The organism is Aetokthonos hydrillicola CCALA 1050 (assembly GCF_017591665.1).
Taxonomy (GTDB): domain Bacteria; phylum Cyanobacteriota; class Cyanobacteriia; order Cyanobacteriales; family Nostocaceae; genus Aetokthonos; species Aetokthonos hydrillicola.
Map to the genome: position 1 here is coordinate 100,921 of NZ_JAAKGC010000021.1, position 16,087 is coordinate 117,007.

The following is a 16,087-nucleotide window of genomic DNA, read 5'->3' on the forward strand; positions in this document are numbered from 1 at the left end:
CCTACGGCTGAAATAACCGCCTCTGAAAGCCTTTTATGATAGTCACAAATTTTACATGAAAATAACGATTCACGTAGAAATCTCTTTTATCCTTTTACATTAAGGCTTTAATTCCCCTTCGGATCTCAAAATAAGCGAACGCACAGTAATTACCAATGGGGGTAGTTTTATTTTTGTTAAATTGATCCGGCAAGAAACACCAACGTATGCATTGTCTCGCTTATTCTACATCTTCAATCCAGGAAATGAGTTGTATACTGTTTTGCGCGTGTTAAAGTGTCTTGGTGAACTAGCAAAAAATGCATGCAGGTAACGGTCTTGTAGTGCGGGTATCTTGCCCGCTACTACACTCCCGGAACAAGATGTTCCCCCTTTCTACTCCAGATTTTTCAGGTATTCGCCAAGAACCGCATTTATTATTTGAGTCATCGATTTACCTTGACTTTGAGCAAGCTGTTTAACCTGGGTGTAAACATCATCATTTAAGCTAATACGATGTCGTGATCTACTATTAGCAGTAGTGGTATTAGCTATTGCTACTTCCTGACGCTCACTTTCTTCTGTGAGTGGTGTAGTGGTAGAATCCGCCATTGTCTCTACTAAACCATCACTATCGTCTGTGATTTTTGATGAAGCAACTGTTTGAGTTTCGTATTTAGCAGCAAATTCTCGGATAGCGTTGAAACCAATGCGATCGCAAAAATCCCCAAAGCTTTCTTCTGGTTTGCGTGACTCCTTAAAGTACACAAAAATTGGTTCTAGCTGGGTTTCCAAATCATTAACGTTCAGCCTTTCCATGTAAGGTAACGCCAAACGTGTTTGATTTGGCGAACCTCCAAGCCAAAGTTGGTAAGCTTCTGGAGCACTACCCACAAAACCGAGTTCTGCCATGTAAGGACGAGCACACCCATTAGGACATCCGGTCATTCTTACCACAAAATGTTCTTCTTGTAACCCCACTTTGTCCAAAAGTGTGCGAATCCGCTCCAAAATTTCTGGTATTACCCTTTCTGACTCAGTAACTGCCAAGCCACAAGTAGGTAGAGCTGGACAAGCCATGGAGTATCGCACTATGGGGTCGATTTTTTCTAAATCAGAGACGACACCATAACCGTCTAGAATCTTTTGAATGTCTTGTTTATCACTTGGTTCTATCTCACACAGGAGAACGTTTTGGTGGGGTGTGAGATGGATTGGTAAGTTATACTTTTCAACAATTTCCCGTAAAGCTGTTTTCAGTTTGAAGTTTCCTTCATCCTTAACTCGACCATTATCGATGGAAAGACCCAAGAAAAGTTTACCGTCACCTTGTTCGTTCCAGCCGAGGAAGTCTTGATATTTAAACTCTGGTAGTGGTTTATAAGGTTCGAGTGGTTTGCCAAAGTATTTTTCCACCATTGAGCGAAACTTATCAACACCCCAGTCGTGGATTAAATATTTTAATCGGGCGTGACGACGGTCAGTGCGATCGCCATAATCTCTTTGAGTGGCTACAATCGCCTTTACTATGTTGTAAACGTCATCCTTTTCCACATAGCAAATTGGATCTGCCAACCGAGCAAAAGTTTCTTCTTTATTATGAGTTCTTCCTAACCCGCCACCAGCAAAGACGTTAAATCCTTCCAACTCTCCCTTATCATTAGTCATTACAACTAACGAGAGATCTTGGCTATACAGATCTATAGAATTATCCCCTGGAACTGTTACGCTAACTTTAAACTTCCGGGGCATATAATAAGTGCCATAGATAGGTTCTTCCTTGTCGTGGAAGATTGTCCCCGTACCGTTTTGTTGACGTGCTGCTTTTACTTCCGGGTTTTCCTCAGCAGTAATTGCCATTTCTCCATCTAACCAAATCTCGTAATAAGCTCCGGTTTGAGGGGTTAGCAATTCAGCAACATTATTAGCGTATTCCCAAGCATACTGATATTCTGACTTATTTTTAAATGGAGCTGGCGGTGCCATAACGTTTCGGTTAAGATCGCCACAAGCCCCTAAAGTCGAACCCATATTTTTGATAATAGTGGCAATTGCTGCCTTGAGATTTTTCTTCAAAATCCCGTGTAGCTGAAACCCTTGACGGGTAGTTGCTCGCAAGGTGTGATTCCCATATTCATCAGCCAGCGTATCTAAAGCTAGATAAAGTTCTGGCGGAACAAATCCACCAGGATTCCTTGTCCGCAACATGAATTGATAATCTTTCTCCTGCCCTTTAACCCGATTGTCGCGGTTATCCTGCTGGTAAGAGCCGTGAAATTTGAGAATTTGAACAGCGTTTTCGCTAAAATGAGTGGTATCCTCCTGGATCTCGGTTGCCACGGGCTCACGCAAGAAATTGCTGTTTTCTTTGAGCGTTTCTACCTTAGAAGGTTTGCGGTTTGTTATCGGGGAAGGAGTAGATTTAACCATTGGAGTGGTACAGTTTTTTTTAAGACGCATAAATAATTGCCGAGGAGGACATTACGAGACCCCTTTCGGCTATTTGATCCCCGCCTATTCAATCGGAATTATGAGGAATTTCTAAATTTTAACATGGCAAAAGCTACGTTTTGTCTGTAATACGAGAGATAGATTATAGTAAAGTTTTGCTAATTGTTATAGAGTTTTGATAATGGTAGCCAATGCAAGCAAAATTCAGTCTGGGTTAATAGGCGTGTGTGTGGGTGATGCATTAGGTGTACCAGTGGAATTCTCCACCCGCGCTGAAAGAATACAATCCCCTGTAACATCCATGCTTGGTTATGGAACTTGGAATGTACCAGCAGGTACATGGTCTGATGACAGTTCTCTAACGTTTTGTCTAGCAGAATGTCTTTGTAATGGGTTTTCTTTAGATGATATAGCGCGTTCGTTCTGGCGTTGGTACAACGAAGCTTACTGGACTGCTCGCGGTAATGTATTTGATGTTGGCAGGACTACATCTGTAGCAATTATGAGCTGGCGCAAGGGATCTCCACCACTAGAGGCTGGAGGAAAGAGTGAAAATAGCAATGGTAATGGTTCTTTGATGAGAATTTTACCAATGGCTTTTTGTCACAAAACCTTAGATTTTAAAGAACTAATTTCACGAACGCATCAAGTTTCTTGCGTTACCCACGCCCATTTAAGGTCGCAAATTGCTTGTGGTATTTATATTAGCATTGCAGTTTCTCTTCTAGAAGGGGCAGATAACATGCAAGTAGCTTACTTGGAAGGTTTACAACGGGTAAATAATATTTACTCTCAGTGTGATTATGTGTCAGAAATATCACATTTTGCGAGAGTTTTTACTGGAAATATTGCTCAGCTGCCAATAGATGATATACGTTCTAGCGGTTATGTGGTGGATACGCTGGAAGCATCTCTTTGGTGCTTGCTAAATAGTTCATCTTATGGTGAAGCAGTATTGAAGGCTGTAAACTTGGGCGGTGATACAGACACCACCGCCGCTGTTACTGGTGGTTTAGCGGGAATTTTCTATGGATTAGAAAATATTCCGCAACAATGGATTGAGATAATAGCCCGAAGACAGGACATTATCGAGTTGGCAATGCGTTTAGTAGCCGTTGTTTACGGTTGAGCGCTAGACAAGGAATACACTTGTCCGTCAATCAATAGGCGGGTGATTCCCTTTGCCTGTAGATGATAACGAGCTTTGTGTAGCATTTTGCTATCAGGGACTTTAATCACGCGATCGCGCTTCGTAGAAAAGCGCTTTGCCACACGATGGTTATCAAAAATCGGCAGGGTTTTTTGCTGAGTTTCCAGGTTAGGAATTTGTCCTAAATCACCAAAATCCCTAAGTGGTCGGGTAATCAATTCTGACGCGCGATCTATGACTAAATAGCAAGTTCTGGGTAAACTGGCTGCTGATAGCGGTAAAACCCGAACTGATGCGTCACCTGATCTTGGTCTTGTAACTATAGACGGACGCGCTACATCAAAATCATCTTCATCTTCCTCATCAAGGTATTCGTCATCTTCGTCTAAATCGTCTAGATCTTCTAATTCTTCTGACTCGTCTAGCAACTCCTCACCCAGCATTTGGGCTATCACATTGGCTTCTTGATATGTATCCTCTAACCTAGGACTAGGAATGCTTTTTATTTCTGGAGCTTGTTGCTCAAAAAGCTCCAATTGCTCTCCAGCGGTTGGACTTGTTTCCCCTGTGGCTGAAGAGCGACGCCGCACCCGTCGAATAACAGAAGAGCCTGAATCTTGATCATTGTCTGGGCTAGGTTGCTCCCGTACCTCTTTCAGTTTTGGCTGCTGTATTTTAACTGGAGCCGCAACCGAAGGTTTAACTACCTCTACTTTCTTTGTTTCTGATTTTGTTTCTGACTTTAACTGAGAGGCGAAGACAGGCGGCTTGTCGTAGCTTACCTGTGCTCTACCTTCCGGAGTTCTAGCAGCACGCTTTAAGGAAACGAGGTATTCGTACTCGTCTTCTGGCAAGGTACTTTTAAGTAGGCGGCTAATTGTCGAGTTACTTACGTCGTAACGCTCCGCCAAAGTTGAAGTTGTTTCCGCAGTCTCACGATATAACTTGAGAATTTCCTGCTTATCAGATTCTGTTAATTTTCTCACAGTAGACACCAAAAATCTTTTCTAAGCTCTTTTTCGTCCACGCTCCCGTCGTGAACGATTTGATGATCCGTCATATTCCAGCACAGCCCCCATACCAAATAAGACCCCACTCCAGACCCAGAATACTTCTAGTATCTCTCCACTTTGATAATTGGGAATCCAGTTTGTGGCATATTTAAACCACATATCTGCGATATATAGCGAAAATGCTGCTGCTGCAATCATTCGCCAGGACAAAGAAATTCGTCCGCCCCAAAAAGCTAGTAATAGAGTAGTAGCAATAATTAACAGTAGGACATCGCTGACGATATAAAATGAATTTAAAATTGGAGCGATATTTTCTGCCCATGCTGGCACTTGCCCTGAAGCTGCTACTTTGGGTTGACTAGAAACAAGCCAAGCTAACGCGCTACCGGAAGCACCAATCACCAGCACAATTATCCACTGCCATGGTTCTAAATTTATTTTCCTAGAAGCTACTGCCAATATCATACCTACGCCTAACAACAAGTAGTTAGTTACAAAAAATACATCAGCCCAAGAAATTATAGGTTCTTCTTTTAAGACAATTTCTGTATACCCAAAAAATATCCCTCCGAAAAAATAAGAAAGCATACCTGTTCCAATTGCCAGCCAAACGTTCCGACCACTAACGATTCGCGGACTTCTCCAATTCCTTAAGCATAAAAAACTTGCACCCAGATAAGCTACTGCTTCTAAGACATTTGTGCCAATCAAGTACCAATTGGCACGCCTTTCTATGCCATCTGGAGTAGGAATTTTGGCACTAAACAACAAAAAGTACAACAGTGCCAGTACACCCCAACCAATACCAGCCAGAACAATGTTCTGAGTGGTAAACATCAATTTTAGTCGAGATAATCTATTGTAAGCGCTACTCATAGAACTTTATTGTATATATGCACTTTAACAGGATTTTGGCTGATAAATTGTATGTGTTGCAGCCCTTTTACTTAAGATCTGCTTAATTCAACGCTCAAGAGCAGTGAATACAATCCAATTATCAGCACAACTGCTGTCTACTAATGCCATAGTTTACCCACAGAAGATTGTTTTAGCCAACCGAGAAAAACCGATCGCTCTTCTTCTGGCATATCTTGTAACCTCTCAACCACTTGATGCGCAAAGTTAGTATTCCCAAAATAAGCTTTTGCTAGGCGATGCAGTTCTTGCAACAGGGTAATAACATGTTGTTCTTGCCAATTCGGCAGTTGGTTTGTCTGTTGCGGGTTTATATTCAGCAAATATTTTACTCCATCCTGTGAAGAGACTTGAGGAAAATCCCCTTTCTGTAAGACCTCGGCCATATCATGCTCAAACAATCCCGCCTGCCGACTTCCTAAAAAATCTTCAATGTCTATGTACACTGATTGCAACAGTAAAATACTAGCAAGTATAAAAATTTCTGTCTTTTGATGGCTACCAGTGTCATTACTTAGCTGATCTAAACGTATTTTCCCCCAAACGGTGTAGCGATCTGATTCTTCGAGAAGAACACAAGCTTTACCTCGTCCGTCGGTTAACTCTCTCCACAACGCTCTTGCTTCTTCTTCTTGATTAGCTTGAAAAACGCTAAGCAATCGAAAGGTCTGCCCCTGGTAATGGAGGATCGTCACCGGCTGATCCCGCTTTGGGTGCACAATTGTTGATATCTCTACATCCTGCCTTTTAAGAATAAACATGGCACTGGAAAATGACTCCTCACGGGCGCTGAATTATACATAGGAGCTATGATAGCTCTTAGCTGTACTGGTTTACATAATATTAACTTTCGTATAAGATCCTAGCCTTGCCAATATGGAAAGAACAATTTTTGATTGCATTTTGCTATCAGACGTGATAATATGTTAATATAGGCTCTGCCTAAAACATGGGCGCGTAACTCAGGTGGATAGAGTAACTGCCTTCTAAGCAGTTTGCCGCAGGTTCGAGTCCTGCCGCGCTCGTCAGTAGCTTTGCTCCAATTCAAAATTAAAAATTCAAAATTCAAAATTGAGCCAAATCTACTGGGAGACGTACAAGAAACTTGGTGCTTCCCGGGTTAGAAATAACCTGAATATCGCCCTGATGCTGTTCAACAATAACACGATAAGCAATGTGCAAGCCTAAACCGGTACCTTGCCCCACACCTTTGGTGGTGAAAAATGGCTCAAAAATGTGGGATTGAATTTCTCGTGGAATGCCAGGACCATTATCAGCAATTTCCACTACTAAAAAATCTTTTTCACAAGAAGTACGAATCCATATTTCACCTTGCCCGTTCATAGCATCAATCGCATTATCAATCAAATTTGTCCACACTTGATTGAGTTCCCTACCATAGGCAGTAATACGCGGTACATTACAGTCATACTCCCGCGTCACGACTACACCACCTTGCTTTAGTTTGTGACTCAGGATTGTTAAAGTACTTTCTATGCCCTCATGAACATCTATTTCCTGAAGTGGTGCTCGATCCATGTAGGAGTAATCTTTAACTGCCTCAACTAGTGTTGAAATTCGCGCAGTACTATGGTCAATTTCGTCTAATAAGCCCATTTCTTTGAGGGTTACCTCTATCCAAGTCAAGACATGGTTTAGTAACACGTCACCGACATTCTGTTTAACATTCTCTAGCCAGTGGATATTTAATCCGGCTGTTACCAGTGTGGGCGCGAGCTTCCAAGCATTGTCAATGTCGTGGGTTTCTAGCCATTGTGTGACTTCATCTTCAAGATCGCTTTCATCTAGTGGACTCAGTTTTGGGGAATTTCTAGCATGAGCGATCGCATCTTTTTGCAAATCGACAAGAAAGGCTTTTTGCTCCCTGGTTATCTGTTGCTGATTTAGCTTTATTGTTAGTGGTTGCAGGACATGCACTGTTTCTCTTAATTGTTCCACTGCTCTGCGACTTGCAGAAGCGGGATTATTCAACTCGTGGGCAAGACCTGCCGCTAATGTGCCTAATGCTACTAACTTTTCTCGATGCTGTGATATTGATTCTACTCGTTGTACTCTTTCTGCCATTGTGCGGAGAATCGCGGTCATCACACAAGTACAACTTGAAAGCATTTCCCAAAAAGCTTCGTTTGGTAATTCAAAAATATGGCTACGAGTTAGGGCGCGACTACTAGCCCAAAAGTACTCTTGACCCATTAAAACAGGCAATTCACCAAACAACGTTTTTGGTTCGTATGTGGCTAACAAAATTTCTTGATTGCCAACTTTTTGTGTGATACGAATTTGACCTTCAAGAAGTACAAAAACGCTATCAGCCGGATCTCCTTCCCGACGATGGATTTCCCCTGCTTCTCGCCATACTTCTTTACCTTGTTTAAGTAGCAATTTTAACCGTTCTTCAGGTAGTTGAGCGAACAGAGGTACTTGGCGTAAAGTATTAATATCAAGCATGTATTGTTGGTTCTTTTAATAACAAATAACCACTAAGAATTAACCAACTGAAAAAGCTCTAATTCGCAGTTATAATATTTACGAGTACGCCCCATTGGTTTCATACCAAGTCTTTGAGTAACGCGAATTGAAGCGTGATTTTCAGTGTCTACTACAGCATATATTATCGGTAGTTTGAGGACTTTGAATCCATAATTAATAGCAGCAATTCCTCCTTCAGTTGCGTAACCTTTCCCCCAAGATGCTTTACGTAAGTGCCAACCTACTTCAACATCTTGGGTTGGATTCCCTTCGTTGTCGGGAAGTTGTTTTAGCAGGAGAGTTCCGACAATCTCTAGAGTTTCCTTTTCAACCATTGCCCAAGCACCTGTACCTTTATTGAGTTCGGCATAACGGTCAAGTATTTTTTGTAGTCTGGCTTGTTGCGCTTCTAGAGACTCTTCTCGCATTCCTTGTATAAACCTTATTACATCTCCATCGCTATACATCTCTAAGACTTGTGCAGCGTCAGCTTTAGGTATCCACTCACGTATAATCAGGCGCTGTGTTTGGAAAATAGTACTCATTCTAAAACTAGTTTACATGAGTCGATATTGGGTTGAATAGGGAGACGTACTTGAAAGCATGTGCTGCCAGGCTTAGAGTTAAAATGAATGTCTCCTTTGTGTTTATTTACAATAATACGGTAAGCAATTTCTAAACCTAAACCAGTGCCTTGACCTACGTCTTTTGTAGTAAAAAATGGTTCAAAAATTCGTGATTGAATTTCTTGCGGAATACCTGTACCAGTATCAATAATGTCTACTATAATACAGTTGTTTTCTTGATAAGTTCTAATTGTCAGATCGCCTTGACTATCCATTGCATCAATGGCGTTGTCAATCAAATTTGTCCACACCTGATTGAGTTCACTTGCATAAGCATTTATGCGTGGTACAGTGCGATCGTACTCCTTATGGACTATGACTCCGTTCTTAAGACGGTGATGGAGAATCAAAAGCGTATTTTCTATTCCCTCGTGTATATCTATTTCTTGTAATGGGGCTTGATCCATATAGGAATAGCCTTTGATTGCTTTCACCAAATCAGAAATGCGAGTAGCACTCTGCTCAATTTCATTGATAAGTCCATAAGATGCAATTATTCCATCTAGCCAATGTAGGACGTTGCTAAGACATCCTACAGGTATATTGTCGGCTAGAGTATCGAGTTTTGAACTATCTAGCCCGGCGTTTACCAATGTAGAGGCGAGTTTCCAAGCATTATTTACTTGATGGTCTTCTAACCAGTCTGTAACTTCATCTTCTTTATCACTTTGGATAAGAGCGTTAAGTTTGGGTGGATTTGTGGCGTATTCTAGTGCTTGATGTTTTATGTCGATAATAAATTGTAGTTGCTCTTTTGACAGAAGATTTAGCTGTAAAGTCAGAGTTTGCAAGTTGTCAAAATTTTCGCGTAGCAATGATGCAGAACGTTTTACTGCTGCACCTGGGTTATTCAATTCGTGAGCAAGACCTGCGGACATTTTACCTAGCGCCGCCATTTTCTCTCGTTGGCGCAGTTGTGCCTCTACGTCTTTGGTTCGCCCAGCCATAGCTGTTAAAATTACGTCAGTAATAGGCGAACACTGGGTAAGAATTTGTTTGAAAGTGTTTGTCTCTATTTGCAAAACGCGACTAGGTGCGATCGCTTGGGCGCTAGCGATTGATTGTGAACCCGTCAGCATTGAAAGTTCACCCATAAATTCGCCACGGCGATGAACAGCCAACACTTTCTTCTCATTCCCAACAATCTTTGTTATCTCAATTTCGCCTTCTATAACGACGTGAAAGTGATAGTTTGAATCACCTTCTTGAAAGAGCATATCACCTACATTCAGTTGAAGTTCAGTGCCATACTGCTTCATTTCCTCTAAAGCGTCATCCGGCAGTTTGGGAAACAGCGTCACCTCGTTTGGATCGTGCAGCATGACAACTCCTTTTTTATGTAGACTTTAGATTTTCAACCTCAGATGGACTCGAAATCACCTTTTAGACAACGTTGCTGAGATACTGATGGACAAATTGAACGCTGATTGAACCCTCACCCACACCTGAAGCAACCCGCTTTACTGAGCCATGACGAACGTCTCCTACTGCAAAGACACCTGGTATATTTGTTTCTAGCAAATAAGGTTCCCGAGGAAGCGTCCATCCTTTGATACGCCCGTCCTCACGAGGCAAATATGGTCCTGTCAAAATAAAGCCACGTTCATCTCGCTTGACCACGCCATCTAACCAATCAGTACGTGGTACCGCACCAATAAAGATAAACAGCGAAGTTGCAGGAACTGTTTGCTTTTCACCTGTCAGATTATTCTCAAGAGTAATTGCTTCTAATCTGGTTTCTCCTTTTACCTCAACCACGCTGGTGTGAGTCTCCACAGTAATATTTTCTGTATCAGCAATTTGATCAATCAAGTACTGCGACATACTCTTGGTCAACGATTCGCCACGTACTAACATTCTAACTTTGTGAGCGTACTTAGAAAAGTACATTGCTGCTTGTCCTGCGGAGTTCGCCCCACCAACGATATAAACTTCTTCCCCTTGGCAACTCATTGCTTCTGTCTGCGCTGCACCGTAGTAAACTCCGGCACCAGTTAAACGATCAAGTCCTGGTATATCTAGCCGTCGCCACGATACACCAAGGGCTAAAATCATCGCGTGACAACTGATTTCGCTGCCGTCAGCTAGTTGTACAAAACGATACTGATTTTCTACGCGAATACCCTCACATTCTTGTGGTGTGAGAATCTCTACGCCAAACCGTTTTGCTTGTGCCACAGCTCTCTGAGCTAACTGACCCCCACTCAAACCTTGTGGAAAGCCAAGGTAATTTTCAATACGGGAACTTGTTCCTGCTTGTCCTCCTGGGGCTTCTCGTTCTATCATGACTGTGCGCAGTCCTTCTGATGCGCCATATACCGCCGCTGCTAAACCAGCAGGACCTCCACCCACTATAATTAAATCGTAAAATTCCTTTTCTGCTCTGGTTCTCAGTCCAATTTTCTCCGCAATTTGTGTATTGCTGGGTTGCATGAAATTTGAGCCATCAGCAAACAGGACAAGGGGTAAGTGTAGTTGGTCACAGTTGGCGAATGCTGTTAGCTGTTGTGCTTCTTTTGATAACTCAATATCCATCCACTGATAAGGCACTTGATTGCGTGCGAGGAAGTCTTTTGCTTGATGGGAATGGGGTGACCAACGGTTACCAATAAGACGAATACCTTCAAAGGGTGGTTGAAAAGCGACTAACCAATCATCGAGTAAATCGTTAAGCACTGGATACAAGCGTTCTTGAGGTGGATCCCAAGGTTTCATTAAGTAGTAATCGATTTTTGTGTTGTTGATGGCGCGGATAGCTGCGTCAGTGTCTGCATAGGCGGTGAGTAAGGCACGTTTCGCATCTGGAAACATTTGTAGCGCTTGTTCTAAAAACTCTACACCAGACATGTGAGGCATTCTTTGATCTGCTAAAAACAGTGCCACGGATTGGTTACGCAGTTTTAATTGTGCTAGAGCTTCTAGTGCGCTATGACCAGAATCAGCACGCAGTATACGAAAGCGATCGCCATATTCTTGCCGCAAATCGCGAGTTACGGCTTGCAAAACTTCTGGATCATCGTCAATTGCCAGGATTACAGGTTTAGCCATCGCGCTTTTGACCTCTGGTACAGCTTTAATATAAATTTAACTTTTATTGTTAGTCTAGAGTGATTAGAGCAACACATCATAAAAAGATAGGCTTCATGTCTATCTTTTAAAGACCTACTCAACCCCTTTCGAGTTAAGGGGTTGGTGATTATTGTTAGTGAAACCCTAATGCTTTCTTTTTTTGTCCTTTACTCTTCGGTTTGGATTTATTGACCTCTACAACAGCTTCTTGAAATAAGTTATGTAGGTGTATTGGTACGCTGGCTATTTCTGGTAATTCTGGCTCTAGCAGTTTGTTATATTCTTGCAAAAGTGCATCTAAGTCACTTTCGAGGCTAAAGTCTGGACGTTGTAATAGATTTCGCAGTACGTTTTCTAATTGAGTTGGGTACTGTTGCGCTAATCGGTGCCAAATGAAGGCGTTGATATTTTTGTCTTCAAGGTAGTGGCGAATAAGTTTCTCTGAACCTTCTACGCTTTGCCAGTCTTCTGCTTCTAAAATTGCTTTGACTTTAGTGTAGGTAGGTATAAACATTTGTCCCCAACGGGGATGAGAAAAAGTCGTTACTTGTTCGGCTTTTTTTAGCTCGGCTGGTAAGTCAATCTTTGGCATTACCATTTTGGACTTGCCGTTTTTTTTGTTGAATATTTGAGATACTACTGCTGAGTCGGCACCAAGTTCCTCTACTGCTGCTTTGATTTCTTCTTCTTCAATACCAGCTTCTTGTGCTACCTCTTCTAATGATTTTGAAGGATCAATTCCTGCTGCTTCTAAGTTTTTTTGTGTCAAAATTTCCTGTAGTTCAGCCATCTTTTTGTTAAGTTGGTACCCAGGTAGTGTCATTTCATCACCGCCAAAAAAGTCGACAAACTGCTGATTATATTGTGCTACTGACTGCCAAGCTTCTTCTAGCAGATCTGGAGCATCACTGTAAAGATGATTTTTGTAATTTTCTTTGAAATTTCCAATTGCTACTGCTAATTTGGGCTTGCCTAATTTCCCCATCTGTGTATATGGGCCAGAGAAGATCCACTCGGTTTCGGTAAGCGGAGAAATGCGAGTTAATATAATTTCTCCTTCTTTCAACCGTGACATGTCTTGTAGTGTTTGGGGGTTAGTCGGTTTGACTATGTAGTGTTTGGCGGTGAGCCAGTTCATGAGTTCAAAGCCATCAGGTAGATTTTTAATGATGGCAAATAAGCCAATAAAAGAGCGATGCCAACTGTTGATGAGGGCGCGATCGCTTTCTTGTAAATCTGGATGGCTTTGAATAAACAAATCTAGTGGGGAAGCATCCCCGACTCTACCTTCTGTTATGAATGAGTCAATGATTAAGTTCTGTTGGGTGCTATCACCGCTTCCACGGCGTGATTTAATTGCTGCATAGGTTTCTAATGCTTGTGCTAGTTCTCCTTCTGCATCAAGAACAAAGTCAGTTAAGGCTTGTTGTAGTTGGTGCGATCGTTCTAATATTGCATCCACAATTTCATCTCTCGGATTCGACAGATGTAAATTATAGCTTCCAAAAATATTTCAACATCTAGCTAAAGTAGCGTTGCGAAGAAAGTTTTGTACCAATATTAAACAGTCCCTGTTTTTTACTCGTAAACCGAAGGTTCTAGTTAAAAAAAATATTGGTATATGGCCCTGGTTGAGATGATATGTTCCTGATTTAGGAGGTACACCCTAATGCTTCTGGACAAGGTTCAGTATTTTTTAACACTCAATCAACCAAAGTTACTTGTTGATTAAGTCAAATTTTATCTATCCAAAGGTGTATTTATTGTTCTATCGAGAGGAACACTTGCTCATTGTGTTCTCATATACTAAATAAACAAAAAAATTATCTGCCTTAAGATAGTAGATTTATCAGCAAATAGACTGATATTTACTATATAAACGAGTTATAGGGTATCTGACCAAATAATTAGTGTTCTTCGTTGTAATTAATGTATTAACGTTTCAAGAACCTAACGTTAGTTATGGAAAACAAAGAAGGTGCAGCAGCCTTATCATTTAAAGCCCAAGCATTTAAGCGTGGATTAATTACGTGTTACTAATTATACAGCAATCTGCTCATTAGGACTTCCTTGATCATCTTTAAAACTTATGAAATTAGACACTTTTACTCAGGAAATTGAGGATATGTGGTCGCGTGTTGCTGTTTTGCAAAACAAAACCGAAACGCAAAAGATGCAACCCCAACAGTTAGAAATTTTTGCTCAAGTGTTTGAGGAATTAAGCAAGACTACCGAAGAACTGTATGTAGCTCACGAACAACTCAAGGAACTAACTTTACTACTCGAAGAACAGAATCAATTACTCAACACTGCCTATCAGGAAGCTGAAGTCCAACGTCAGAAGGTTGAAGCTGAACGCCAGCACTACCAACAGTTGTTAGAGCAAGATCTTCACCAAGGACGATTAAAAGAAAAGTCCCTTAAGAAACTTACATCTCGTATTGTTAGCATAACATCCCACGAGTTCCGCACTCCTTTAACAATTATCCTCTCTTCAGCCGAAATGCTGGAATACTACCGCCACAAATGGAGTGATTCAAAACAACTGACTCATATCCATCGCATTCAAAATGCTGCCAATCAGATGAATCAGTTGTTTAATAATATATTAACGTTAAGTAATATTGAAGCTAATAAACTAGAGTTTAAACCTGTTTCTTTAGATTTAGTACAGTTTTGTAGTGATCTGGTAGAAGAATTACTTTTTGGGGATAATAACCAGCATACTATCGCTTTTAACACTGACAGCCAATGCATCTTAGGTAACTTTGATCCGCAACTACTGCGGCACATTCTCTACAATTTACTTTCTGATGCTCTCAAGTATTCCCCGATTTGCAGTACTATCGAGTTTACACTCAGTTCATTTCAAAGTAAGGCGGCGTTTGAGATTAGTGATTTTGGCATTGGTATTCCAAGCAAAGATTTGCCTTACATATTTGAGCCTTTCTATCGTGCTAGTAACGCCACTAATATTTCCGGAAGCGGCTTAGGGATGACTATTGTAAAAGAAGCCGTAAACTTGCATGGCGGAGAGATTCATGTTCGCAGTTCGATAGAAGGTGGAACTACCTTTTCTGTCACTCTACCTTTATAGATCTAAGGTAATTTGTTTATTGTATCAGGATCAACACCGAGAGCTTTTAACTTTTCTTTGAGTATTTCTACTTGCAACTCTGCTTGTTGAGCGCGTTCCTCTGCTTGTTGGGCGCGTTTTTCTGCTTGTTGTCGTACTAGAATTTCTTGTTGTAACCTTTGTACTAACTCACCAGGAGCCAATAACTTCTCTCCTGTATCCTCTCGGTAAAAAGCAATTAATTGTCCCTCAATTTCCAATCGCAGCTGCAACGGTTCACTTCGCCTATCGGTAATTTGTTCATACTCTTCTCTATGCAGACGATAGCCCCTTAGTTGTTCCCGGATCCACTCTCCTTTAGGGTCAAATAACCAGTATTCTTGAACACCTAGCTGCTCATACAGGGTTTTCTTAAATCCTGTATCTTGATCCTTGGTTCCTGAAGAAGTCATTTCAAAAATAACTACAGGGACTTTACCTTCTTCCCAAATTTTATAGTTATCTCTTGGTTCTGAGTTGACATCAAAAATAATCATCACATCTGGAGCAACCCGCAACTTTGGAAAACCTTGGGCATAGTACAAGAATTGATCTGCAAGCACAATTGCAGAACGACCCTCTAGATAAGATCTTAAAGCAACAACAGTATAGATAATTGCATCAGCATGTACGGAAGTTTCTGCCAATGGTTCACCATCCGAGCTTGGGTAAAAAACCTCTTGTGATTGAGGTTGCGGGAAGAAAGTGGTCATAATCAGCCACCCTGCAGAGGATCTATAGTTTACTCTATTTTATCGCCGCTTAACTGTTACAGTGAACCAATGACAAAAGCCCCCCCTATAAAGGGAAGGCTTTTGGTTTAAATATCTACCTGGCATCGAGCTATTTTAGCGGGAGGCTACCCTCCGACTATCGTCGCCGCAACAGCGTTTCACCTCTGAGTTCGGGATGGGATCAGTGTGGTTCCACCGCACCATTGACACCAGGAATGCCTCTTCGAGGAAGTCAAAAGTCAAAAGTCAAAAGTCAAAAGTATTAATTAATAGTTTTTGATTCTGACTCCTGGCTTCTGGCTCCTGGATTCTTGTACAAAACATTGAAGACTGCATAGAAGCGAAAGAAAAATTAGAGGTCAAGCCCTCGGTCTATTAGGACAGCTCGGCTGCGGACATCACTGCACTTCCACCTACTGCCTATAAACAGGTAATCTACCTGTGACCTTACTGGATTAATCCATGAGAGTACTCATCTTGAGGTGGGCTTCCCACTTAGATGCTTTCAGCGGTTATCCGCTCCGCACTTGGCTACCCAGCGTCTA

General features: G+C 41.5%; 12 protein-coding genes, 1 tRNA gene and 2 rRNA genes. 3 read left to right on the plus strand and 12 right to left on the minus strand.

Annotated features, from left to right (window positions below; translation table 11 throughout):
* Positions 1–375: 375 nt before the first annotated feature.
* Complete coding sequence (gene sir / locus G4P69_RS13340; protein WP_208341895.1) at positions 376–2,409, minus strand: sulfite reductase, ferredoxin dependent; 2,034 nt, start codon at positions 2,407–2,409, stop codon at positions 376–378.
* A 202-nt stretch (positions 2,410–2,611) separates the two neighbouring features.
* Here sir and G4P69_RS13345 point away from each other — a divergent pair, with 202 nt between their 5' ends.
* Positions 2,612–3,559 carry an ADP-ribosylglycohydrolase family protein gene (locus G4P69_RS13345; protein WP_208341893.1) on the plus strand — a complete coding sequence of 316 codons (948 nt, stop codon included), beginning with the start codon at positions 2,612–2,614 and terminating at the stop codon, positions 3,557–3,559.
* On the opposite strand, the gene G4P69_RS13350 is transcribed toward G4P69_RS13345, so the two are convergent.
* From G4P69_RS13350 to G4P69_RS13360, 3 genes are all read right to left on the minus strand, one after another.
* Positions 3,550–4,566 carry a transposase gene (locus G4P69_RS13350; protein WP_208341891.1) on the minus strand — a complete coding sequence of 339 codons (1,017 nt, stop codon included), beginning with the start codon at positions 4,564–4,566 and terminating at the stop codon, positions 3,550–3,552. The genes G4P69_RS13345 and G4P69_RS13350 overlap by 10 nt on opposite strands.
* A gap of 21 nt (positions 4,567–4,587) precedes the next feature.
* A complete protein-coding gene (locus tag G4P69_RS13355; protein ID WP_208341889.1) occupies positions 4,588–5,469 on the minus strand; it encodes a hypothetical protein in 882 nt (293 codons plus the stop codon).
* A 140-nt stretch (positions 5,470–5,609) separates the two neighbouring features.
* Positions 5,610–6,269, minus strand: a complete 660-nt coding sequence (locus G4P69_RS13360; protein ID WP_208341887.1) for an Npun_F0813 family protein — start codon at positions 6,267–6,269, stop codon at positions 5,610–5,612.
* Between the two features lie 190 nt (positions 6,270–6,459).
* Between G4P69_RS13360 and G4P69_RS13365 the strand changes: the two genes are divergently transcribed.
* Positions 6,460–6,533: transfer RNA gene (locus G4P69_RS13365), tRNA-Arg, on the plus strand.
* 40 nt (positions 6,534–6,573) lie between these two features.
* Here the strand turns inward: G4P69_RS13365 and G4P69_RS13370 are convergent.
* The 5 genes from G4P69_RS13370 to G4P69_RS13390 all read right to left on the minus strand — a co-directional run bounded on the left by G4P69_RS13370 (position 6,574) and on the right by G4P69_RS13390 (position 13,155).
* Positions 6,574–7,977: an ATP-binding protein gene (locus tag G4P69_RS13370; RefSeq protein WP_208341879.1), complete on the minus strand. Its 1,404-nt coding sequence runs from the start codon at positions 7,975–7,977 to the stop codon at positions 6,574–6,576.
* Between the two features lie 32 nt (positions 7,978–8,009).
* Positions 8,010–8,543: a GNAT family N-acetyltransferase gene (locus G4P69_RS13375; protein ID WP_208341877.1), complete on the minus strand. Its 534-nt coding sequence runs from the start codon at positions 8,541–8,543 to the stop codon at positions 8,010–8,012.
* Positions 8,540–9,946 (minus strand): ATP-binding protein, encoded by a 1,407-nt coding sequence (locus tag G4P69_RS13380; RefSeq protein ID WP_208341875.1) that lies wholly within the window; start codon positions 9,944–9,946, stop codon positions 8,540–8,542. The genes G4P69_RS13375 and G4P69_RS13380 overlap by 4 nt, the downstream gene beginning before the upstream one ends.
* A 61-nt stretch (positions 9,947–10,007) precedes the next feature.
* Complete coding sequence (locus G4P69_RS13385; RefSeq protein WP_208341873.1) at positions 10,008–11,672, minus strand: response regulator; 1,665 nt, start codon at positions 11,670–11,672, stop codon at positions 10,008–10,010.
* Between the two features lie 154 nt (positions 11,673–11,826).
* Entirely contained in the window at positions 11,827–13,155 is a 1,329-nt protein-coding gene (locus tag G4P69_RS13390; RefSeq protein ID WP_208341872.1) for a hypothetical protein, read from the minus strand.
* Between the two features lie 627 nt (positions 13,156–13,782).
* On the opposite strand from G4P69_RS13390, the gene G4P69_RS13395 reads away from it, so the two are divergent.
* On the plus strand, positions 13,783–14,790 hold the full coding sequence (locus G4P69_RS13395) for a sensor histidine kinase (protein ID WP_208341871.1): 1,008 nt from the start codon (positions 13,783–13,785) through the stop codon (positions 14,788–14,790).
* A gap of 2 nt (positions 14,791–14,792) precedes the next feature.
* Here G4P69_RS13395 and G4P69_RS13400 read toward each other — a convergent pair whose 3' ends face one another.
* The 3 genes from G4P69_RS13400 to G4P69_RS13410 form a co-directional block, all read right to left on the minus strand.
* Positions 14,793–15,521 carry a Uma2 family endonuclease gene (locus G4P69_RS13400; RefSeq protein ID WP_208341870.1) on the minus strand — a complete coding sequence of 243 codons (729 nt, stop codon included), beginning with the start codon at positions 15,519–15,521 and terminating at the stop codon, positions 14,793–14,795.
* A gap of 117 nt (positions 15,522–15,638) precedes the next feature.
* A 5S ribosomal RNA gene (gene rrf / locus G4P69_RS13405) occupies positions 15,639–15,756 on the minus strand.
* Positions 15,757–15,897: 141 nt separating this feature from the next.
* Positions 15,898–16,087 (minus strand): 23S ribosomal RNA (locus tag G4P69_RS13410); the annotation flags it as partial.